We start from the raw sequence: 20,492 nt of genomic DNA on the forward strand, positions 1-20,492 counted from the left end.
GCCGGGGACCCGGCCGGGGGGCACCGGGCTTCGGTGCGGGGGTGGGTGCAGCCTTCGCGGCTGCATCGCCTTCGGACTTACCGAACGATTCGCGGAGTCGACGCGCGACCGGCGGTTCGACCGTCGACGACGCGGACTTGACGAACTCGCCCTGTTCCTTCAGGCGTGCGAGTAGTTCCTTGCTGGTGACACCGAGTTCTTTCGCCAACTCGTGCACGCGGGCCTTGCCTGCCACTGCTCTCCTCACTGATGAGGTCGAGCGGCCGACTGCCCGCACGACCTCGGGTTATCTCCGATGGACGTTCATCGCTGGTGCTTCACGGTGTGCTCATGAGTGTTCGTGCCTGTTCTTCTCAGAGTGCGATGTCACTGTTGGTGTTCCTCGTCGTCGTTCCCACGTCCGTCTACCCGGCCGAAGCCGTTTCGATGCGTCCGTGATCACTGTTCCGTGGACCCGACCAGCTGATCCAGCGCTGCGGTGTCCGGTTGTCCGGTCACACGCAGTGCCCTGCCGAATGCTCGACGCCGAACCGCCAGGCCCAGACATTCCGGAGTGGGATGCAACCAAGCACCTCGCCCGGGAAGCCTGCGTCGGGGATCGGGAATCACGGCGAAACCTGACGGTTCCTTCTCGCGCGCCACCACCCGGAGCAGTTCGGCAGCCAGCGTTCGCTGCCGACATCCGACACAGGTTCGCACCGTAGTGGCGCGTTCCCCGCCGGTCGAGGACAGGTCATGCTGAACCATCGACCACTGTACCGCTGATTTGCCCGGAATCCCGCATCCCACTCCTACGCGCCTGTCGAGCCGCCGCGCGAATCGTCGTTCCCCGCCGGTGCCGCGTCGCTGCGGATGTCGATCCGCCAGCCCGTCAGCCGGGCCGCGAGCCGGGCGTTCTGCCCTTCCTTGCCGATCGCGAGGGACAACTGGAAGTCGGGCACGACCACCCGGGCGGCACGCGCGTCGGGGTCGACGACCGTGACCGAAACCACCTTCGACGGCGAGAGTGCGTTGCCCACGAACCTGGCGGGATCCTCGTCGTAGTCGATGATGTCGATCTTCTCCTCGCCGAGCTCACGCATGACGTTGCGCACGCGCTGCCCCATCGGACCGATGCACGCACCCTTGGCGTTGAGGCCCGGGACGGTCGAATGCACGGCGATCTTCGAGCGGTGGCCGGCCTCACGGGCGACGGCGACGATCTCCACCGATTCGTCGGCGATCTCGGGGACCTCGAGGGCGAACAGCTTGCGCACCAGGTTGGGGTGCGTCCGCGACAGGGTGATCTGCGGGCCGCGCTGTCCGCGGGAGACGCCTACGACGTAGCACTTGATGCGATCGCCGTGCTCGTAGGTCTCCCCCGGCACCTGCTCGGCCGGCGGGATCAGTCCCTCGGCGTTGTTGGTCTCGCCACCGATCTTCACGACGACCATGCCGCGGGCGTTGGCACGCGAGTCGCGCTGCACGACGCCGCTGACGATCTCGCCCTCGTGGGTCGCGAACTCACCGAAGCGCTGCTCGTGCTCGGCGTCGCGGATGCGCTGCATGATGACCTGGCGCGCGGTGGTCGCCGCGATCCGGCCGAAGTCCTCGGGAGTGTCGTCCCACTCGGCGATCAGGTTGCCGTCGGCGTCGCGCTCCTCGGCGAGGACCTGGATGGCGCCGGTCTTCGTGTCGACCACGACCCGCGCGTGCGGCTGATGTCCGTCGACGTGCCGGTACGCCGTGAGCAGGGCCGTCTCGAGCGTCGCGATCAGCTCGTCGAACGGGATGTTCTTCTCCGCCTCGAGCATGCGCAGGGCGGCGATCTCGATATTCACTTGTCCACCTTCGTTTCGTTCGTCTCGTCGTGGTCGTCGCTGCCGGTCTCGTCCTCGGGTCCTTCGGCCAGCTCCCCGGCCGCGGCCCGGCCGTCCGGAACCCCACCCGCGAGCTCGAGTTCCCGCGGCGGCGGCGGGGAGAACTCCACCTCCACCACCGCTCTGCGCACCTCCGAGAGCGGGACCGAACGCACGACCGGCCCGGACCGATCGGGCAGGACGAGCCTGATCTCGTCGCCGACGAGCTCGCCGATGCGTGCCACGAGGGTCTCGTCGGCCAGTTCCACCTTCGCCTTGCGACCCTGGGCGCGCCGCCAGTGGCGGGACTCGGTCAGGGGCCGGCCGATCCCGGGGCTGGTGACCTCCAGGACGTAGGGCGACTCGCCGAAGTCCGAGACGCCGTCGAAGGCCTCGGAGACGATCCTGCTCAGGCGGGCCGCTTCGTCGAGACCGAGACCTGCGTCGCTGTCGACGAGGAGGCGCACCGTACTGTGCTTTCCGGCGGCCGTGACCACCACGTCCTCGAGGTCGTATCCCTCTCTGGCGAGCAGATCGGAGACGAGCTCGACGATCCTCTCCGGGGGCGGCACAGGCATGGCGGGCAGGCTCCTCGTTCAGTTGTGGTCGCAGCGGACAGCGGGCCGGAACGGATGCGTACCGGCAGACATCAAGCCTAACCCGCGTTTCGTGCTGCCGTGACCAGGGCGGCGTCCTTCACCGGGCGAGGAGACTGGCAGGATGGTCCGGTGCCGATGTCACTCGACCGTCCCACCCTCTCCCGACGAACCCTCCTGCGATGGTCGTCGGTCGCCGTCGGCGGGTTCGGAATAACGACGATCACCGCGTGCGGCGCCTCCGACGAGGATGCCGCCGAACCCGATCCGCTGGCGGGCCAGGCGACCCGCGCCCGCACCGACGCCGCGATCGCGACCGTGCTGGTCGCGCGGGCGCCGGAGCTGTCCGCGGCGCTCACCACGATCGCGGCCGAACGGACCTCCCACGCCGACGCGCTCGAGGCCGAGATCGCCCGGATGGAGGGCGCCACCACGAGTTTCACTCCCCCGTCGACCACCGTCACCACCCCCACCGGGGAGCTGCCGACCGTCGAGGAGCTCCGTGAGCGGTTGAACCGGTCGCAGCGCGAAGCCGCCGACCTCGCCCGCACGCTCTCGGGCTACCGCGCGGGCCTGCTCGCCTCGATCAGTGCCTCCTGTGCCGTGCAGACGGCGGTGATGTTGCCGTGAGCTCACCCGAACTCGGTTCCGAACAGCAGGCCCTCGTCGACGCGCTCGAGGCGGAACACGCGGCGGTCTACGGATACGGCGTGATCGCGGCCTTCGCGGATCCCGCCCGCGCGGACGCCGTGGCGGAGGACACCGCCGCGCACCGCGCACGACGTGATGCGACGGTCGAGGCTCTTCGTGCCGCGAGCGTCGAGCCGCCGGTCGCGGCACCCGGTTACACCGTCCCGTTCCCGGTGGTCGACGCCGCGTCCGCCGCGCAGCTCGCCGAGCAGATCGAGAGCGACACGGCGGTCGCGTGGCGCTCGGTCGTCGAGCGGGCACGCAGCGAGGCCACCCGGGCCACGGCCGTGGGTGCACTCACCGAGGCGGCGCTGCGGGCGGCACGGTGGCGGCAGAGCCGCGGGGTCGTGCCGTCGGTGGCCTTCCCCGGTCAACCCTGATCCGGTCGGCCCCGATCCGGTCGGCCCCGAAGCACGGGTCACCCGGTCACGACCGCCAGCGCGAAGCCGTCCCAGCCCTTCGTCCCCACGGTCTGCAGCGCCGTCGCGTCGAGACGCGGCTCACGGGCGAGCAGTTCGAGCACGTCGCGCGACGCGCGCACCCGTTCGTCGTCGCTGTCCGGGTCGACGATCGCCCCGGCCCTCACCACGTTGTCGACGACGATGACGGTGCCGGGGCGTGACAACCCGAGGGCCGCGCGCACGTAGTTGCTGTTGTTCTCCTTGTCGGCGTCGATGAACACCAGGTCGAAGGGATCCTCGTCGACCAGGCCCGGCAGCGAGTCCAGGGCGGGGCCGACCCGGATGTCCACGCGGTCACCGACGCCGGCTCGGTCGAGATTGCCGCGGGCCACCTCGGCGTGCTTCGGCTCGTATTCGAGGGTGACCACCCGGCCGGACTCCCCGACCGCCCGGGCGAGCCAGATGGTCGAGTACCCGCCGAGGGTGCCGATCTCCAGGACCCGGCGGGCACCCCGGATCCGTGCGAGCAGGTGCAGGAACTTGCCCTGCGGCGCGGAGACGTCGATGGGCGGCAGTTCCGCTGCGGCGTTCGCCTCGAGCGCCGAGCTCAGCGCAGCATCGTCGCCGATCAGCGTGTCGGTGAGGTAGTTGTCGGTCGCACTCCAGTTGTCGGCCATGCACCTCATTGTGGTTCGGCGCGCAGCGCACCACGGCGTCTTCTGCCACATACGCCGGTGCCCCCGCGACGGCAGGTCGCAGGGGCACCGGAATGCGAGTGTGTCAGCGGTTGACGATGCGCTGGACGACCTCACCGATCGGCAGTTCGTCGGCCTCGCCGGAGAAGCGGTCGCGGACCTCGACCTTACCGTCGGCGAAGCCGCGGCCCACCACCACGACCAGCGGCATACCGAGCAGCTCGGAGTCCTTGAACTTCACGCCGGGCGACGCCTTGCGGTCGTCGAGGAGCACCTCGAGGCCGGCGTTCGAGAGTTCCTCGGCGAGGTTCTCGGCGCCTTCGCGGGCCTGCTCGTCCTTGTTGGCGATCACCAGGTGCACGTCGAACGGCGCGATCTCCGACGGCCAGCGCAGACCCTTCTCGTCGTGCTGCTGTTCGGCGACCACCGCGACGAGACGCGACACACCGACGCCGTAGGACCCCATGGTCGGACGGACGGGCTTGCCGTTCTCGCCGAGGACGTCCACCGCGAAGGCGTCGGTGTACTTGCGGCCGAGCTGGAAGACGTGGCCGATCTCGATGCCGCGGGCGGAGACGAGCGCGCCGGCTCCGTCGGGCGACGGATCGCCGTCGCGGACCTCGGCGGCCTCGATCGTGCCGTCCGGGGTGAAGTCGCGCCCGGCGACCAACCCGAAGACGTGCTTGCCCTGCTCGTCGGCGCCGGTGATCCAGCTCGTGCCGTCGACCACGCGGGGGTCGACGAGGTAACGGACACCGTTGGCGAGCAGCGCCTTCGGGCCGATGTACCCCTTGACGAGAAAGGGATTGGCCTCGAAGTCGGCGTCGGTGAGCAGTTCCACCTCGGCGGGTTCGAGCGACGCCTCGAGGCGCTTGTCGTCGACCTCGCGGTCGCCGGGGATGCCGATGCCGAGCAGTTCCCAGTCGCCACCGGGCTGCCGGACCTTGACCATGACGTTCTTGAGCGTCTCGGCCGCGGTGACCTCCCGGCCGAGGACCTCCGACGCCACAGCGACGAGCGAGGCGATCGTCGGGGTGTCGGGGGTGTCGTGCACGACCGCCTCGGGCTGTCCGTCGATCGGCAGCGGTTCGGGCGCGAGGGTCTTCACCGCTTCGACGTTCGCGGCGTAGCCGGACTCGAGGCACCGCACGTAGGTGTCCTCGCCGGCGGGCGAGTCGGCCAGGAACTCCTCGGAGGCGCTGCCGCCCATCGCGCCGGAGGTGGCCGAGACGATCACGTACTTCACGCCGAGGCGCGCGAAGATGCGCTCGTAGGCATCGCGGTGCGCCTTGTACGACTGGGACAGGCCCTCGTCGGTGAGGTCGAAGCTGTAGGAGTCCTTCATGACGAACTCGCGACCGCGGAGGATGCCGGCGCGGGGACGCTCCTCGTCGCGGTACTTCGTCTGGATCTGGTAGAGGGTGACCGGGAAGTCCTTGTAGGAGTTGTACTCACCCTTCACGGTGAGCGCGAAGAGCTCCTCGTGGGTGGGGCCGAGGAGGTAGTCGCCACCCTTGCGGTCCTTCAGCCGGAACAGGCTGTCGCCGTATTCCGTCCACCGGTTGGTGGCCTCGTAGGGCTCGCGCGGCAGCAACGCGGGAAGAGCGATCTCCTGCGCACCGATGGAGTTCATCTCCTCGCGCACGACCCGCTCGATCTGCCGCAGCACCCGCAGGCCCAGAGGCAGCCACGAGTACACACCCGGCGCGATACGTCGCACGTATCCGGCTCGGACCAGCAACTTGTGGCTCGCGACCTCGGCGTCGGCCGGGTCGTCTCGGAGGGTGCGGAGGAACAGGTGCGACATGCGGGTGATCACGACCCTGCAGCCTACCGTGGCCGCCTCGAGTGACGTCGGTACGGTTACCGGTTGTGCTGGTGCTTCTCCCCCCATCCGAAACCAAGTCCGACGGCGGCGACGGCGGTCCGCTCGATCTCACCGACCTGTCGATGCCGCAGTTGACGGAGACGCGGGAGATGCTCGTGCAGGCCCTCGTCGACCTCGCCGCCGACCCCGAGGAGTCGAGCCGCGCACTCGGGCTGGGCGCGAAGGGCGCCGACGAGATCGAACGCAACGCGAAGCTGTGGGTCTCCCCCACCCGCCCGGCACTCGAGCGATACACCGGCGTGCTGTACGACGCGCTCGACGCGGGAGCGTTCACGAAGGCGCAGCGCGACAAGGCCTACCGGCGCCTGGGCATCGGGTCGGCGTTGTTCGGCGCGGTGCGGGCCGTGGATCCGATCCCCGCCTACCGTCTCTCCGGAGGGTCGAAACTGCCCGGCTTCGGCACGTTGAAGTCCGTATGGCGGAACGAACTCACCGACGCGCTGGTGACCGAGGCCGACGGCGACCTCGTGGTCGATCTCCGCTCCGGTGTCTATCAGCAGCTCGGTCCCGTGCCGGGCGCGGTGACCGCGACCGTGCTCACCGAGCAGCCCGACGGCACCCGGAAGGTCGTCAGTCACTTCAACAAGCACCATAAGGGCCTGCTGGCCCGCGCGCTGGTCCTTACCCGCGCGGAGCCGAGCGACATCGGCGCACTCGCCCGGGTGGCCTCGAAGGCGGGACTGCGAGTCGAGGTGGAGTCGCCGACCGAGCTGGTCGTGCTCACCTGACCTCGAGTCCCATCGCCGCGACGATCCGGCGGGCCGTGTGCAGGACGGCGCCGAGTCGCGCGGTCAGGACCAGGTCGTCCGATTCGGTGGCGAACCGCTCGAGCTCGGTGAGGTTGCTGCGGCACGCCCCGTCGGGGTCGACCTCGCGGCCCGCCCCCACGGCGTCGACCATCTCGGCGAGGGCGTCGAGCATCGCTGCGATCCCCGTCCGCAGGCGGTCGCGGTCGGCTTCGGCGAGGTCGTCGCCGAGCACCGGGTCCAGCGCGTGCGCGAGTTCCTCGACGGCGCTGGACACCGACGAGAGGTCGTCGAGCGTCCGGTCCCAGCGACGTGCCCATTCCCCGGCCCGCGCGGCGGCGGGGCGCGGGTTCATCCGGGCACTCTCGTGCGCCCACCGCGATTCGTCGAAGGCCCGCTGCACGAGACTGTCGATGCCCCGCGCGCGCTGCACCCAGTCCCGCACCCCCGACGATCCCTCACGGCATCCGGACGCCATGTCCCGCAGCAGGTCGCGCAGCTCACCGGTGAGTTCGCCGGCCTCCTTGCCCGCCGAGTACACCGGCGGGAAGACCAGCGCCGTCACGGCCACGCCGATCGCCGCGCCGATCATCGTCTCCGCGAGTCGCTCACCGAGCAGGATCGGACTGTCCGAGGCGCCCGTCGCGATCACCAGCAGCGCGGTGATCGCCACCCAGATGCCGCTGGCCCCGAACCGCCGCCAACGACCCGCGAAGTAGCCGACCGCCACGGCGATTCCGATCGCAGCGGTCGTCGACTCCACGAGCCGTGTCACCACGACCGCGACCAGCAGACCCGCAACCACCGCCCCGACCTGCACCACCGCCTGTTGGAGCGAGCGCACGAGCGTCGCCTCGACGAGGAAGACCGCGACGTAGGGCGCGAGGAAGGCCTGCTGGAAGTGGAAGACCTCGGTCACGACCAGCCACGCGACGACCGCGGCGAGCGTGGACCGGAACGCCTGGAGGGCGACGTACCGCTCGTGTCCGGCCTCGCGTACGGCCCGGACGATCCACGATCCGACGAACCTGCCCCGTTCGAGAACACCGACCTGCATGAGTGCCGGGTACCCGGGGTTCGGGTACGGCAGGCGTGAGCAAGCTCATCCGCCGCAGCAGTCGCTTTGTCCGCCGAGCGCCGGTCCGGCGGTCAGGAGGTCTGTGCGGCCTTCTCGGCTTCCTGCGCCTGCGCGACCTCTTCGGGCGTGAAGCGGATGAACAACGCCGCGACGCCGGCGATCACCGCGCAGACCGCGCAGCCGACGAGCGCGAACATGTATCCCTCGCCCTGGGCGACGAGCTGGGCGTCGGTCATGTCGGCGACGGCTCCGGAGACACCGCCGAGCGACATCGTCCGCGAGGTGGCCATCGCGCCGATCACGCCGAGGCCGACCGGACCTCCGAGGGTCTGGGCGACCTGCGCGATCGCCGAGAGCGGTCCGATCTCGTGCGGTCCCACCCCGGAGATCGCGCACAGCGGCAGCGGAACGACGGCCAGACCGACACCGAAGCCGACGACGAGCACCAGCACGAACAGGGTCGGGAAGTAGCGGACGCTGCCGTCCATGGTCGAGCCGTAGAGCAGGCTGACAGTCATGATCGCCGAGCCGGTGACCACGAGCCAGCGCGGTTCGATCCGGGCGACCAGCTTCGACGACACCGCGGCCGCGCCACCGAGACCGAAGGCGAACGGCACGAAGGCCAGACCCGCGGCGAGCGGGCTGTAGCCGAGAATGTCCTGCACGAACAGGGCGACGAAGGCCGCGAGGCTGAACATCACGGCGCCCGCGAAGAAGATCGCCACGAAGGTCGCGACGCGGTCCTTGTTGCGGAACAGCACGAACGGCAGCAGCGGGTTCTCGGCCCGTCGCTCGACGAGCAGGAACACTCCGAGCAGCACGAAGCCGGCGACGATCGCGCCGATCACGGAGGGGCTCGCCCAGCCCAGTTCGGGACCCTCGGTGAGACCGAAGACCAGACCGGTGCAGCCGAGCGTCGCGAGAACGGCTCCGGGCACGTCGAGCGCGAGGCGTTCGGAGACTGTCTCACGCAGCGCGATCGCGGCGAGCACGACGATGAGAACGCCGATGGGGACGTTGATGAGGAAGATCCAGCGCCACGACACCTGGGTGAGCGCACCACCGAGGATCAGTCCGGCGATGGACCCGACACCGGTCATGGCGGCGAAGACCGCGATGGCGCGGTTACGTGCCGGACCTGCGGCGAAGGTCGTCGCGACGAGCGCGAGGGCGGTCGGTGACGCGACCGCGGCGCCGACACCCTGCAGCGCGCGGGCGCCGATGAGCATCGCTTCGCCGGTCGCCAGACCGCACAGCAGTGACGCCAGGGTGAACAGACCGACCCCGCCCATGAACATGCGTTTGCGCCCGTAGCTGTCGCCGAGACGACCGCCGAGGAGCATCAGCCCGCCGAAGGCGAGGGCGTAGGAGGTGAGGACCCAGTTGCGACCGGCGTCCGAGAGTCCCAGATCGCTCTGCAGCGGCGCGAGCGCGAGGTTCGCGACCGTTCCGTCGAGCACGACCATCAACTGGAGGCCGCTGAGGACCAGCATGGCCAGAGCGACCGCGCGGGTGGCCGACGGATGCGAGGTGGCTGACACGTGACCCAACGTTACCCACCGTCCGAGTCGGAGCCGGTCTGCGGATCGAGTCCGAATCCGGCCACCGGCCCGATCACGATGATCGCGGGCGGGCGCACGGCCTCGTCCCGGACGCGCTGCGCGACGGTCGACAGGTCGGCACGCACCACTCGCTGGCTGCTCAGAGTGCCCTCCTGCACGACGACCACGGGGGTGTCGGTGGGGCGCCCGCCGGCGATCAGGGCGTCGGCGAACTGCTCGATGCGTTCGACGGCCATGAGCAGGACCAGGGTGCCGCGCAGCTTGGCGAGCGCGTCCCAGTCGGTGAGCGAATCGGGGTGCCCGGGTGCGACGTGACCACTGACCACGACGAACTCGTGGGTGACCCCGCGGTGGGTGACGGGGATCCCGGCCGCGGACGGCACGGAGATCGCGCTGGTGATGCCGGGGACGACGGTCACCGGGATGCCGGCCGCAGTGCAGGCTTCGAGTTCCTCGTAGCCGCGTCCGAAGACGTACGGGTCGCCGCCCTTGAGCCGGACGACGAACTTGCCGGCCTTCGCGCGGTCGATGAGGGTGTCGTTGATGACCTGCTGGGCCATGGCCCGCCCGTACGGGAGCTTCGCCGCGTCGATCACCTCGACGTGCGAGTCGAGTTCCGCGAGCAGCTCCTGGGGGGCGAGATGGTCTGCGACGACCACGTCGGCGCGGGCGAGGAGACGGCGGCCGCGCACGGTGATCAGATCGGGATCGCCCGGTCCTCCGCCGACGAGGGCGACACCGACCGGCTTCGGCGCGGTCTCCGCGAACTCGGTGACGGCTGCTCCGGCGAGGGCGTCGCGGATCGAGGTGCGCACCGCGGCGGACCGGCGGTGGTCGCCACCGGCGAGCACGCCGACGGTCAGTCCCTCGTAGCGGGCCGTGGCGGGGGTGACGGCGCTGCCGTGGCGGGCGTTGTCGGCGCGGACGCAGAAGATCCTGTTGCGTTCGGCCTCGGCGACGACCGCGGCGTTGGTCTCGGGTTCGTCGGTGCAGGCCATGGCGTACCACGCACCGTCGAGGTCGCCGTCGCGGTAGTCGCGCAGGTCGAGGGAGATGCGGCCCTTCGTCGCCATGCTCTCGACCACGGGGGTCGCGGCCCGGGCGACGACGTGGACATCGGCACCGGACGCGACGAGCAGACCGAGACGCCGCTGCGCGACGCTGCCTCCTCCGACGATCACGACGCGGCGTCCACGAAGATCGAGTCCGACCAGGTAACTGGTCTCGTCCTCAGCGGCAGCGGACACGGGCATCTCCCCATCTCTCGTGTCGGGGCGAATCCGATCGGACCCACCTTCAGGACACCTGTGGCCCGGGCATCGCCTCGGGCCACAGGTGCAGTGATCGGATCAGACCGCGGCGGCCTCTGCGGGCGCCTCGGCGACGGTGTCGGAGACGACGTCGAGCTGCAGCGATTTCGTGCTGTGGTCCCAGACCTGGCGGAACAGGTCGGGGTTGTCGGACAGCTTCACGCCGAGCGACGGGACCATCTCGCGGAGCTTGGACTGCCAGCCCGCCCACTGCTGCGGGAAGCAGCGCTCGAGGACGTCGAGCATGGCCGGAACGGCCGTCGAGGCACCCGGTGACGCACCGAGCAGACCGGCGATCGATCCGTCGCCCGCGTTGACCACGGCGGTACCGAACTCGAGGACGCCGCCCGCACCCTTGCGGCGGATGACCTGCACGCGCTGACCGGCGACGATGAGCTCCCAGTCCTCGAGGCGCGCCTCGGGCACGAACTCGGCGAGGGTGCCGATGCGGTCGGCGGGCGACTGCATGAGCTCACCGACGAGGTACTTGACCAGGCCGAGCTCGGTGACGCCGACGCCGAGCATCGACATCAGGTTGCCGGGCTTGACCGACTTGGGCAGGTCCATGATGCCGCCCTGCTTGAGGAACTTGGGCGACCAGCCGGCGTAGGGACCGAAGAGCAGGCCCTGCTTGCCACCGATGACGCGGGTGTCGAGGTGCGGCACCGACATCGGAGGGGCACCGACTGCGGCCTTGCCGTAGACCTTGGCGCTGTGCTGCGCGATGACCTCGGGATTGGTGCAGCGCAGGAAGGCACCGGAGACGGGGAAGCCGCCGAAGCCCTTGATCTCCTTGATGCCCGACTTCTGCAGCAGGTGCAGCGCGCCACCGCCGGCGCCGACGAAGACGAACTTCGCCTGGACCTTGCGCGACTCGCCGGTGCGGCGGTTGCGGACCTTCACGATCCAGCTGCCGTCGGACTGCTTGGACACGTCGGTGACCTCGTGGCCGAAGAAGACGGTGCCGCCGGAGGCCGCGACGTGGTTGATGAGCTGCTTGGTGAGGGCGCCGAAGTCGACGTCGGTGCCGGTCTGCGTCCAGTTCAGGGCGACCGGGTCGGAGAAGTCGCGGCCCTTGCCCATCAGCGGCAGGCGCTCGGAGAAGACCTCGGGGTTCTCGGTGTACTCCATGCCCTCGAAGAGGGGGTGGCCGGCGAGGGCGTCGTAGCGGGCGCGCAGGTACTTCACGTTCTCGGCGCCGTGCACGAAGCTGACGTGCGGGACCGGGTTGATGAAGTTCTTCGGGTCGGACAGGATGCCGTTGTCGACGGCGTACGCCCAGAACTGACGCGAGACCTGGAACTGCTCGTTGACGTTGACGGCCTTCGCGATGTCGACCGAACCGTCCGGCTTCCCGGGGGTGTAGTTGAGCTCACACAGCGCGGAGTGGCCCGTACCGGCGTTGTTCCAGGGGTCGCTGCTCTCGGCGGCCGCTGCGTCGAGGCGCTCGAACGCGGTGATCGACCAGTCGGGCTGCACCTGACGCAACAACGCACCGAGGGTTGCGCTCATGATGCCCGCGCCCACGAGCACGACGTCGGTTTTCGCTACTACGTTCTCTGACACTGGGAAATCGACTTCCTTGTCTGGTTCGCACGCGCCGCCGAAGTACGGAGGTACCGTCTCGCGTGGGTGTCCCGTCAACGCGGCGCGCGAATGCGACCGACAGGTTACCCGCGCGTGGTCCGGCGTTTCATTTCACCTCATTGTGTACCCATGAGCGCTGGTCGGCGAACACACCTAGGGTGTGATAGTGACTACTTGGCGTCCTGACGTCCTCGGAGACGGCTACGAGCAGCTCGAACTGCCGCTGGGCACCGACCCCGACGGCGAAGGCGAGATCTCGGCGACCCTCGTGCGCTACCAGCCGACGACCACCGATCTCCCCGACCGTGCGGTGCTCTACGTCCACGGCTTCACCGACTACTTCTTCCAGCAGCACCTGGCCGAGCACTTCGCGGCGCGCGGCTACCGCTTCTTCGCGCTGGACCTGCGCAAGTGCGGCCGATCCCGGGCACCCGGGCACACTCCTCACTTCGTCACCGATCTCTCCCACTACGACGCCGAGCTCGACGAGGCGCTGCGCGTGGTCCGCGAGGAGGTCGGTGGCGGTGTGCTGCTGGCGGCCCACTCGACGGGCGGACTGGTCCTTCCGCTGTGGCTCGACCGGCTCCGTCGCCGTCCCGGGGGTGTGGCCGCGACGGGCATCGTGGGTCTCGTCCTGAACAGTCCGTGGTTCGACCTGCAGGGGCCGTCCTACCTGCGCAATGTCGGCACGGCAGCCATCGACGTCGTCGGCCGCCTGCGGCCCCGCGCGCTCATCCCGCTGCCGAAGACCGAGGCCTACGGACGCAGTCTGCAATCCGACGGCTGGCGCTACGACCTCGACTGGAAGCCCCTGGCCGGCTTCCCCGTCCGGTTCGGCTGGTTGCGTGCCGTGCGGCGGGGCCAGGCCGTCCTGCACCGCGGGCTCGACATCGGGGTGCCGTCGCTGATCCTGCGATCCGGTGCGTCGCGCTCCGCTCCGCGGTACGACGCGAGCGTCGACACCCTCGACGCCGTCCTCGATGTCCGCCAGATAGCCCGATGGGCGGGTTGCCTGGGCAACCGCACGACGATCGTGCCGATCGACGGTGCCCGTCACGACGTGTTCCTGTCCACACCCGGTCCCCTGGCGGAGGCCTTCCGGGAATTGGACCTGTGGCTGGAATGGTTGGACGGAGCGGACGAGGCGGACACCTCCGGTTCCCGAACCGAGACCGACGACTCCGCCGGCTCCGCCACCGTTTCCGTACTGCACCGACCCATGGGAGAGCACGCGTGACCCACTACGACCTCGCGATCATCGGCACAGGATCGGGGAACTCGATCCTCGACGAGCGGTACGACGGAAAGCGCGTCGCTCTCCTCGAAGAAGGCACCTTCGGGGGCACCTGCCTCAACGTGGGCTGCATCCCCACGAAGATGTACGTCTACGCCGCAGAGGTCGCCCACACGGTCCGCACCGCGTCGAAGTACGGTGTCGACGCGTCGATCGACGGGGTGCGGTGGAACGACATCGTCGACCGGGTGTTCGGTCGCATCGATCCCATCGCTGCGGGCGGTGAGCGCTACCGCCGCGAGGACTGCGCGAACGTCACCGTCTACGACGGTCACGCGCGGTTCGTCGGCGAACGCCGCATCGACACCGGAACCGGCGAGGTGATCACCGCGGATCAGGTGGTCGTCGCGGCCGGTTCGCGACCTGCGATCCCGCAGGACGTCCTCGATTCCGGTGTGAGATATCACACGAGTGACGACGTCATGCGGCTGCCGAAACTGCCCGAGTCCCTCGTGATCCTCGGGACGGGCTTCATCGCGATGGAGTTCGCCCACGTCTTCTCGGCGCTCGGCACGCGGGTGTCGGTGGTCGCGCGGACCGACCGGTTGCTGCGGCACCTCGACGCCGACGTCTCCGAGCGGTTCACGGCGCTCGCCGCGGCCAAGTGGGACGTCCACCTCGCCAACCCGGCCCGGGCGTTCCGTCCGGTCGGTGACGGAGTGGAGGTCGAACTCGCCGACGGCACCGTCGTGAGCGGCGACGCCCTGCTCGTCGCGACGGGCCGGCAGCCCAACGGAGACCTGCTCGACGCAGCGGCGGCCGGCATCGAACTCGATGCGAAGGGCCGGATCGTGGTCGACGAGTTCCAGCGCACGTCCGCTGCGGGCGTGTTCGCGCTCGGCGACGTGTCGTCGCCCTACCAGCTCAAGCACGTCGCCAACCACGAGGCGCGGGTCGTCCAGCACAACCTGCTGCACGACGCGTGGAGCGGCGGCACCGCGGGTCTGCAGCGGACGGATCACCGCTACGTCCCGTCCGCGGTGTTCACCGATCCGCAGATCGCGTCGGTCGGTCTCACCGAGGCCGAGGCCCGGCAGGCGGGATACGACATCTCCGTCAAGATCCAGGACTACGGGAACGTCGCCTACGGCTGGGCGATGGAGGACACCGAAGGCTTCTGCAAGCTGATCGCCGACCGGTCGACGGGTCTGTTGCTCGGCGCCCACATCATCGGGGCGCAGGCGTCGACGGTCATCCAGCCGCTCATCCAGGCGATGTCGTTCGGTCTGCCCGCGCGGGAGATGGCGACGGGCCAGTACTGGATCCACCCGGCGCTGCCCGAACTCGTCGAGAACGCCTTGCTGGGTCTCTGAACTTCGGGGTCTCCGAACTTCGGGGTCTCTGAGCACTTCCATCAGCGCCGTGTGGCCTGCTGCCCTCTCCGGGCCGCAGGCCACACCCGTCTCACCAGCTTCCGGTGCGCAGCGCGATCGCGGACGCGAAGTCGGTGGGCGCCTCGGCGGGCACGTTGGCGACACCGGCGAGTTCGACCACCCGGAACTCCCCCGTCACGTAGCGCATCGATGCGTCCGCTTCGGGTCGGCGCGATGCATCGCCCACGACGACCGTGGTGGGCACCTCCGCGGGCGGCGCCGACTCGTCGCGCACCGTGCCGTCACGATCCGGGACCGCGGGATGGCCGCGGTCGGCGACCACCAGGCTCGCGAACCGTCCGAAGCGCCCTGCGGCGACGGCCCATGCCAGCTCGGCTCCCGCGCCGCTGCCCGCCAGATGAACCCAGGGCAGGGCGAGCGCGTCCAGTAGGGCGAACACGTCGGCGGGCGCGAGCCCGTCGATCTTCTCGACCACGATCGTCCGCAGGTCGGAGGTGTGCAGCCGCTCGCACACGACGTCGTACACACCTGCGTCCTCCCCCGCGTCGGGGAAGAGCAGCACCGTGTAACGACTTTCGGGGCCGCCGATCCGAACCTGCACGTCCCCACCGGGCGTGGTCACCGTCCTCGATTCCATGGGCAAACGCTACATGGCCGCGCTACGCGCCCTGCCTCTTGCCGTATCGACGACGAGGTCCTATGGTTCATTACATGAGTAATGAACCGATGCACCCGCCCTCGGGCCCCGGGGCGTCGTGCTGAACGACGAGGGCAAGCCCCTCTTCCAACAGATCGCCGAGCTCATCGAGAACTCGATCGTCGACGGCAGCCTCGCGGAGGAATCGCAGGTTCCCTCGACGAACGAGCTCGCGGCCTTCCACCGCATCAACCCGGCCACGGCCGCGAAGGGCCTCAACGCACTGGTAGCCGACGGAATCCTCTACAAGAAGCGAGGAATCGGCATGTTCGTCACCACCGGCGCCCGCGACAAACTGATCGCCCGCCGACGGGATCGGTTCGCCCAGCAGTACGTCGTCCCGCTCGTCCTCGAGGCCGAGAAACTCGGAATCGGCATCGACGAGCTCAAGTCCATGCTCGACACACGGGAGCACGTATGACCATCACTCCGCCCGTCGTCCGCGCACGTCACCTCGGCATGCGGTTCGGGGACGTCGCCGCCCTCACCGACGCCGACTTCACACTCCGCCGGAACACGATCTACGGCCTGCTCGGCCGCAACGGCGCCGGCAAGACCACCCTGATGCAACTGCTCGCAGGCCACATGCGCCCCACGACCGGCAGCGTCGAGGTGTTCGACGCCGATCCGTACGAGAACACCGCGGTGCTCCAGCAGTTGTGCTTCGTCGCCGACACCCAGCGCTATCCCGACGACATGCGCGTCGGGCACGTGCTCGCCTCGGCGGAACTGCTTCTGCCGCTGTGGGATCGGGAATACGCGCAGCGGCTGGCCGAGAAGTTCGCGCTGCCCTGCGGACGCAAGGTCAAGAAGCTCTCCCGCGGCATGAGTTCCGCACTGGGCATCGTGGTGGGTCTCGCGTCGCGCGCACCGGTGACGATCTTCGACGAACCGTATCTCGGTCTCGACGCCGTGGCCCGGCAGATGTTCTACGACGAACTTCTGCTCGACTACGCGGAGCGGCCGCGCACGATCGTGTTGTCGACCCACCTGATCGACGAGGCCGCCGACCTGCTCGAACACATCCTCGTGCTCGACCGCGGACATCTCGTCGTCGACGAGGACACCGATACGCTGCGCACCCGCGCCGCACAGGCGACCGGCCCGGCGGACGAGGTGGCGCGAATCGTCGGCGACAGCACCGTCCTGCACGCGGAGAGCCTCGGTGGTATCGCCCGCACGGCCTTCCTCCGCAACGACGCGGACGAACTCCCCCACGCCTCCGGACGTGTGGACGTGCAACCGATCTCGCTCCAGGACCTCGTGGTCCACCTCCACCGGACACCCGAGACCGTCACGACGAACGAGGAGGCATCGCTGTGACCACCGCGATCCCGTTGCCCGCTCCGGTCGTCACCGGGTCGGCACGTGTCCTGTCCGTCGCCCGCCTGCAACTCGTCTCGTGGCCGCTGCTCGTCGCGTGGCCCGTCGGGCTGCTGATCACCTCGGCTCTCATCCCGTGGGTGATCTTCTCTCTCGTCGACACGGGTGCGGAGTACAACGTCACCGGCAGCATACTGTCGGTCTACGGCTTCGTCGTCGCGTTCTACATCCTGGCGATGACCCAGATGTTCTCGTTCGCACTGCGTCTCGGCTCCACGCGATCGCACTACATGCAGTCGATGGTCGCGATCGCGGTGGCCCAGTCGGCGGTGTTCGCGGTCGCCTTCCAGATCCTCTCGGTGCTCGAGGCCGCGACCGGGGGCTGGGGTGTGGACATGCGGATGTTCGGGATCCTGCGTTTCGTCACCGACAGTTCCGTGGTGCAGTTCCTTGGCTTCTTCGCCACGATGCTCCTGATCGTCGCGTTGTCGATGCTCACCGGCGCGATCCAGCACCGTTGGCGTGCAACGGGTCTGCTCACGGCTGCCGCGTCCGTCGTCGTGATCGGCGGTCTCGCCGCGATCCTCGTCACGTGGACCCGGTCGTGGTCGTCGCTGTGGTCGTGGATCGTCGACACGTCGCCGACGACGACCCTGGTGGTCCTTCCCCTGCTGGTCGCCGCGGTGTGGGTGGGTGCGACCTGTCAGGTCGTCCGCAACGCGGCACCCTAGGCCGGCCGCCTTCCGGAACAGGTTCGGCCCCGACCCTTTCCGGGTCGGGGCCGAACTCCGTGCTCGCTCCAGCGAGCGGAGGTCACGGCAGGGTGAGGATCTCGGCGCCGGTATCGGTGACGACGATGGTGTGCTCGAACTGCGCGGTCCACTTGCGGTCCTTGGTGACGACCGTCCAACCGTCGTCCCAGATCTCGTAGTCGGGCGTACCGAGGTTGATCATCGGTTCGATGGTGAACACCATGCCGGGCTCGATGATCGTGTCGATGTCGGGCCGGTCGTAGTGCAGGATCACCAGGCCGTTGTGGAAGGTCTCGCCGATGCCGTGGCCGGTGAAGTCGCGGACGACGCCGTAGCCGAAGCGGTTGGCGTAGGACTCGATGACCCGGCCGATGACGTTGAGGGCGCGGCCCGGCTTGACCGCCTTGATGCCGCGCATCGTCGCCTCGCGGGTGCGATCGACGAGCAGGCGGACCTCCTCGGAGACGTCGCCGGCCAGGAAGGTCGCGTTGGTGTCGCCGTGGACCCCGTCGATGTAGGCGGTGACGTCGATGTTGACGATGTCGCCGTCCTCGACGACGGTCGAGTCGGGGATGCCGTGGCAGATGACCTCGTTGAGCGAGGTGCAGCACGACTTGGTGAAGCCGCGGTAGCCGAGCGTCGACGGGTAGGCGCCGTGATCGCACATGTACTCGTGCGCGATGCGGTCGATCTCGTCGGTGGTCACGCCCGGCGCGACGGCCTTACCGGCCTCCACGAGGGCCTGCGCGGCGATCTTCGAGGCGAGTCGCATCTTCTCGATCGTCTCGGGTGTCTGCACCCACGGCTCGTTGCCTTCCTTCGCCGTGGGCTTCCACACGTACTCCGGCCGTTCGATCGATGCGGGCACCTCCCGGACGGGAGTCGGAGTGCCGGGGACGAGCGGAGCGCGGGTAGCCATGACTTCCAGATTAGCTGCCGCGCCCCGCTCCCCCGTCATCCACCGATCGGGCCGTCGTGCATCGATCAGCCGACGGCGCCCGCCTGGCGCAGCTTGAAACGCTGGACCTTGCCGCTCGGCGTCTTGGGCAGATGCGGAACGAAGTGCACCGCGCGCGGGTAGGCGTGGGCGGCGTACTTCTGCTTCACGAGCTTCTGGAGTTCCGCCTCGAGCGCGTCGTCGCCCTCGACACCTTCCCGCAGCACCACGAACGCCTCGAGGACCTCACCCCGCAGTTCGTCCGGCAGACCCACCACGGCGGCCTCGATCACGTCGGGATGCATCACGAGCACCGACTCGACGTCGAACGGACCGATGCGGTAGCCGGCCATGATGATCACATCGTCGTCGCGGGACGAGAAGAAGAAGAATCCGTTCTCGTCGACCTTGCCGGCGTCACCGGTCAGGTACCAGCGGCCGTCCTCGCTGAACCGGTCGGCGGTCTTCTCGGGTGCGTCGACGTAGCCGGTGAACCACACGAGCGGGCTCGCGTGCACGTCGATCGCGACGCGTCCGACCTCACCCGGCTCGGCGATCTCGTCGCTGTCCTCGCGCAGCACCGCGCAACTCCAGCCCGGCAGCGGCTTGCCCATCGAACGCGCCGGGGTGTCCTCGCGCAGTTCGTCCGCCCACGCGTCGACGACGAACATGCCGTGTTCGGTCTGTCCGTACTGGTCGCGCACCACGACACCGAGGGTCTCCTGCGACCACTCGAGGACGTCCGGGGTCAGCGGCTCACCGGCCGAGGAGGCACGACGCAGCCGGACCGGCGGGTGCTCGGCGGTGTCGGCCTTGAGGCTGCGGTAGACCGTCGGGGCCGCCGCGAAGTTGGTCACCCCGAAGGTGTCGAGGATCTGCCAGGTGAGCGCGGGCGAGAAACCGGCGTGCAGCAGGAGGCTGCGCCGACCGGCCGCGAGCGGCCCGAGCAGCGCGTAGTAGAGCCCGTACGCCCATCCCGGATCGGCCGCGTTCCAGAAGACGTCGTCCTCGCGCACGTCGAGGCCGAACTCCAGGTAGGCGTGGAAGGACGCCAGCGCCTTCACCGGGACGGGGACACCCTTGGGAGTGCCGGTCGTGCCGGAGGTGAACAGCTGGACCAGACGCCCCTCGGCGCCGACGGCGACGGCCTCGCCACGCGGGTCGTCGGCCGACTGCGCGGCGATCAGTTCGCCGAAGTCGCGGCCCTCACGACCGGACGCGTCTGCGTCGCCCTGGCCGGCCACGACGACCTGCCACGGCACCTCGGCTGGAAGATCCGATCCGGCGGCGAGCTTGCCGGCCTGATCCCGATCGGCCACGACCACCTTGGTGCCGCTCGCGTCGAGCCGGAAGGCGATCGCCGGCGGGGCGAAGGCGGTGAAGAGCGGCACGTGCACGGCGCCGCGACGCCAGATACCGAGAACCGCGACCACCAGGTCTGCCGACTTGCCCATGAGCGTCGCGACGTGGTCGCCGGGTTCGACACCGAGATCCGCCAGCGCCGCGGCGAAGCGGGCCGACCGTTCGCGGAGCTCACCGTAGGTGAGATCCGTCGAGCTCAGGTCGGCATCGACGACGGTGAACGCCACCGCGTCGGCGGGATGGTCGTCGCACAGCAGTCGGGCTGCGCAGGCGTCTGCCGTGTCGTACCGCTCGAGCAGTGTCCGCACGCGGCTCGCTGTGTCGCCCATTGTGGTCCTTTCGTCCGTACCGGCCAGGGTGTTCCCGATCTGGGGAGCACACCCGTTCGACGTCTATGATTCG

General features: G+C 69.4%; 21 protein-coding genes. 8 read left to right on the forward strand and 13 right to left on the reverse strand.

Going from position 1 to position 20,492, the window contains the following annotated elements; all coding sequences use genetic code 11:
- The 4 genes from B9C99_RS06305 to rimP form a co-directional block, all read right to left on the reverse strand.
- Nucleotides 1-235 (reverse strand): translation initiation factor IF-2 N-terminal domain-containing protein (locus tag B9C99_RS06305; protein ID WP_143543546.1); only part of this gene is annotated, 235 nt, incomplete at its 3' end.
- 203 nt (nucleotides 236-438) lie between these two features.
- Nucleotides 439-747 (reverse strand): YlxR family protein, encoded by a 309-nt coding sequence (locus B9C99_RS06310; RefSeq protein WP_080597625.1) that lies wholly within the window; start codon nucleotides 745-747, stop codon nucleotides 439-441.
- Nucleotides 748-791: 44 nt separating this feature from the next.
- Nucleotides 792-1,820, reverse strand: a complete 1,029-nt coding sequence (gene nusA / locus B9C99_RS06315) for a transcription termination factor NusA (protein WP_016691199.1) — start codon at nucleotides 1,818-1,820, stop codon at nucleotides 792-794.
- Nucleotides 1,817-2,416: a ribosome maturation factor RimP gene (gene rimP / locus B9C99_RS06320; RefSeq protein WP_172414885.1), complete on the reverse strand. Its 600-nt coding sequence runs from the start codon at nucleotides 2,414-2,416 to the stop codon at nucleotides 1,817-1,819. The genes nusA and rimP overlap by 4 nt, the downstream gene beginning before the upstream one ends.
- A gap of 156 nt (nucleotides 2,417-2,572) precedes the next feature.
- Between rimP and B9C99_RS06325 the strand changes: the two genes are divergently transcribed.
- Nucleotides 2,573-3,064: a hypothetical protein gene (locus B9C99_RS06325; RefSeq protein ID WP_016691201.1), complete on the forward strand. Its 492-nt coding sequence runs from the start codon at nucleotides 2,573-2,575 to the stop codon at nucleotides 3,062-3,064.
- Nucleotides 3,061-3,504: a ferritin-like domain-containing protein gene (locus B9C99_RS06330; RefSeq protein WP_016691202.1), complete on the forward strand. Its 444-nt coding sequence runs from the start codon at nucleotides 3,061-3,063 to the stop codon at nucleotides 3,502-3,504. Before B9C99_RS06325 ends, B9C99_RS06330 begins: the two co-directional genes overlap by 4 nt.
- A gap of 38 nt (nucleotides 3,505-3,542) precedes the next feature.
- Here B9C99_RS06330 and B9C99_RS06335 read toward each other — a convergent pair whose 3' ends face one another.
- Both B9C99_RS06335 and B9C99_RS06340 read right to left on the reverse strand, forming a co-directional pair.
- On the reverse strand, nucleotides 3,543-4,202 hold the full coding sequence (locus tag B9C99_RS06335; protein ID WP_088897302.1) for an O-methyltransferase: 660 nt from the start codon (nucleotides 4,200-4,202) through the stop codon (nucleotides 3,543-3,545).
- A 103-nt stretch (nucleotides 4,203-4,305) separates the two neighbouring features.
- Nucleotides 4,306-6,039 carry a proline--tRNA ligase gene (locus B9C99_RS06340; protein ID WP_016691204.1) on the reverse strand — a complete coding sequence of 578 codons (1,734 nt, stop codon included), beginning with the start codon at nucleotides 6,037-6,039 and terminating at the stop codon, nucleotides 4,306-4,308.
- A 53-nt stretch (nucleotides 6,040-6,092) separates the two neighbouring features.
- Between B9C99_RS06340 and yaaA the strand changes: the two genes are divergently transcribed.
- Complete coding sequence (gene yaaA / locus B9C99_RS06345; protein ID WP_088897303.1) at nucleotides 6,093-6,836, forward strand: peroxide stress protein YaaA; 744 nt, start codon at nucleotides 6,093-6,095, stop codon at nucleotides 6,834-6,836.
- Here the strand turns inward: yaaA and B9C99_RS06350 are convergent.
- The 4 genes from B9C99_RS06350 to mqo all read right to left on the reverse strand — a co-directional run bounded on the left by B9C99_RS06350 (nucleotide 6,829) and on the right by mqo (nucleotide 12,370).
- A complete protein-coding gene (locus B9C99_RS06350) occupies nucleotides 6,829-7,911 on the reverse strand; it encodes an aromatic acid exporter family protein (RefSeq protein WP_088897304.1) in 1,083 nt (360 codons plus the stop codon). The two genes, yaaA and B9C99_RS06350, sit on opposite strands and share 8 nt — an antisense overlap.
- Before the next feature lie 92 nt (nucleotides 7,912-8,003).
- Nucleotides 8,004-9,425, reverse strand: coding sequence for an MFS transporter (locus B9C99_RS06355; RefSeq protein WP_232622084.1), 1,422 nt, complete (start codon nucleotides 9,423-9,425; stop codon nucleotides 8,004-8,006).
- Nucleotides 9,426-9,484: 59 nt separating this feature from the next.
- On the reverse strand, nucleotides 9,485-10,747 hold the full coding sequence (cobA, locus tag B9C99_RS06360) for a uroporphyrinogen-III C-methyltransferase (RefSeq protein ID WP_088897305.1): 1,263 nt from the start codon (nucleotides 10,745-10,747) through the stop codon (nucleotides 9,485-9,487).
- A 96-nt stretch (nucleotides 10,748-10,843) separates the two neighbouring features.
- Nucleotides 10,844-12,370 carry a malate dehydrogenase (quinone) gene (gene mqo, locus B9C99_RS06365; RefSeq protein ID WP_026060946.1) on the reverse strand — a complete coding sequence of 509 codons (1,527 nt, stop codon included), beginning with the start codon at nucleotides 12,368-12,370 and terminating at the stop codon, nucleotides 10,844-10,846.
- Nucleotides 12,371-12,557: 187 nt separating this feature from the next.
- On the opposite strand from mqo, the gene B9C99_RS06370 reads away from it, so the two are divergent.
- Nucleotides 12,558-13,628: an alpha/beta hydrolase gene (locus B9C99_RS06370; protein WP_016691210.1), complete on the forward strand. Its 1,071-nt coding sequence runs from the start codon at nucleotides 12,558-12,560 to the stop codon at nucleotides 13,626-13,628.
- Nucleotides 13,625-14,998 (forward strand): mycothione reductase, encoded by a 1,374-nt coding sequence (gene mtr, locus B9C99_RS06375; protein WP_016691211.1) that lies wholly within the window; start codon nucleotides 13,625-13,627, stop codon nucleotides 14,996-14,998. The genes B9C99_RS06370 and mtr overlap by 4 nt, the downstream gene beginning before the upstream one ends.
- 91 nt (nucleotides 14,999-15,089) lie before the next feature.
- Here the strand turns inward: mtr and B9C99_RS06380 are convergent, their stop codons facing one another.
- Nucleotides 15,090-15,656: an alpha/beta fold hydrolase gene (locus B9C99_RS06380; protein WP_037189752.1), complete on the reverse strand. Its 567-nt coding sequence runs from the start codon at nucleotides 15,654-15,656 to the stop codon at nucleotides 15,090-15,092.
- 121 nt (nucleotides 15,657-15,777) lie between these two features.
- On the opposite strand from B9C99_RS06380, the gene B9C99_RS06385 reads away from it, so the two are divergent.
- From B9C99_RS06385 to B9C99_RS06395, 3 genes are read left to right on the forward strand one after another with little or no spacing between them, the layout of a single operon-like run.
- Nucleotides 15,778-16,137, forward strand: a complete 360-nt coding sequence (locus B9C99_RS06385) for a GntR family transcriptional regulator (RefSeq protein ID WP_026060947.1) — start codon at nucleotides 15,778-15,780, stop codon at nucleotides 16,135-16,137.
- Nucleotides 16,134-17,039, forward strand: a complete 906-nt coding sequence (locus B9C99_RS06390; RefSeq protein WP_016691214.1) for an ABC transporter ATP-binding protein — start codon at nucleotides 16,134-16,136, stop codon at nucleotides 17,037-17,039. The genes B9C99_RS06385 and B9C99_RS06390 overlap by 4 nt, the downstream gene beginning before the upstream one ends.
- Nucleotides 17,036-17,770, forward strand: coding sequence for a hypothetical protein (locus B9C99_RS06395; RefSeq protein ID WP_088897306.1), 735 nt, complete (start codon nucleotides 17,036-17,038; stop codon nucleotides 17,768-17,770). The genes B9C99_RS06390 and B9C99_RS06395 overlap by 4 nt, the downstream gene beginning before the upstream one ends.
- Nucleotides 17,771-17,852: 82 nt before the next feature.
- On the opposite strand, the gene map is transcribed toward B9C99_RS06395, so the two are convergent.
- Nucleotides 17,853-18,710 carry a type I methionyl aminopeptidase gene (gene map, locus B9C99_RS06400; protein ID WP_026060949.1) on the reverse strand — a complete coding sequence of 286 codons (858 nt, stop codon included), beginning with the start codon at nucleotides 18,708-18,710 and terminating at the stop codon, nucleotides 17,853-17,855.
- A gap of 65 nt (nucleotides 18,711-18,775) precedes the next feature.
- A complete protein-coding gene (locus B9C99_RS06405) occupies nucleotides 18,776-20,419 on the reverse strand; it encodes an AMP-binding protein (RefSeq protein ID WP_088897307.1) in 1,644 nt (547 codons plus the stop codon).
- Nucleotides 20,420-20,492 lie beyond the last annotated feature (73 nt).

Origin of the sequence: Rhodococcus sp. BUPNP1 (genome assembly GCF_002215235.1) — a bacterium.
Taxonomy (GTDB): domain Bacteria; phylum Actinomycetota; class Actinomycetes; order Mycobacteriales; family Mycobacteriaceae; genus Rhodococcus.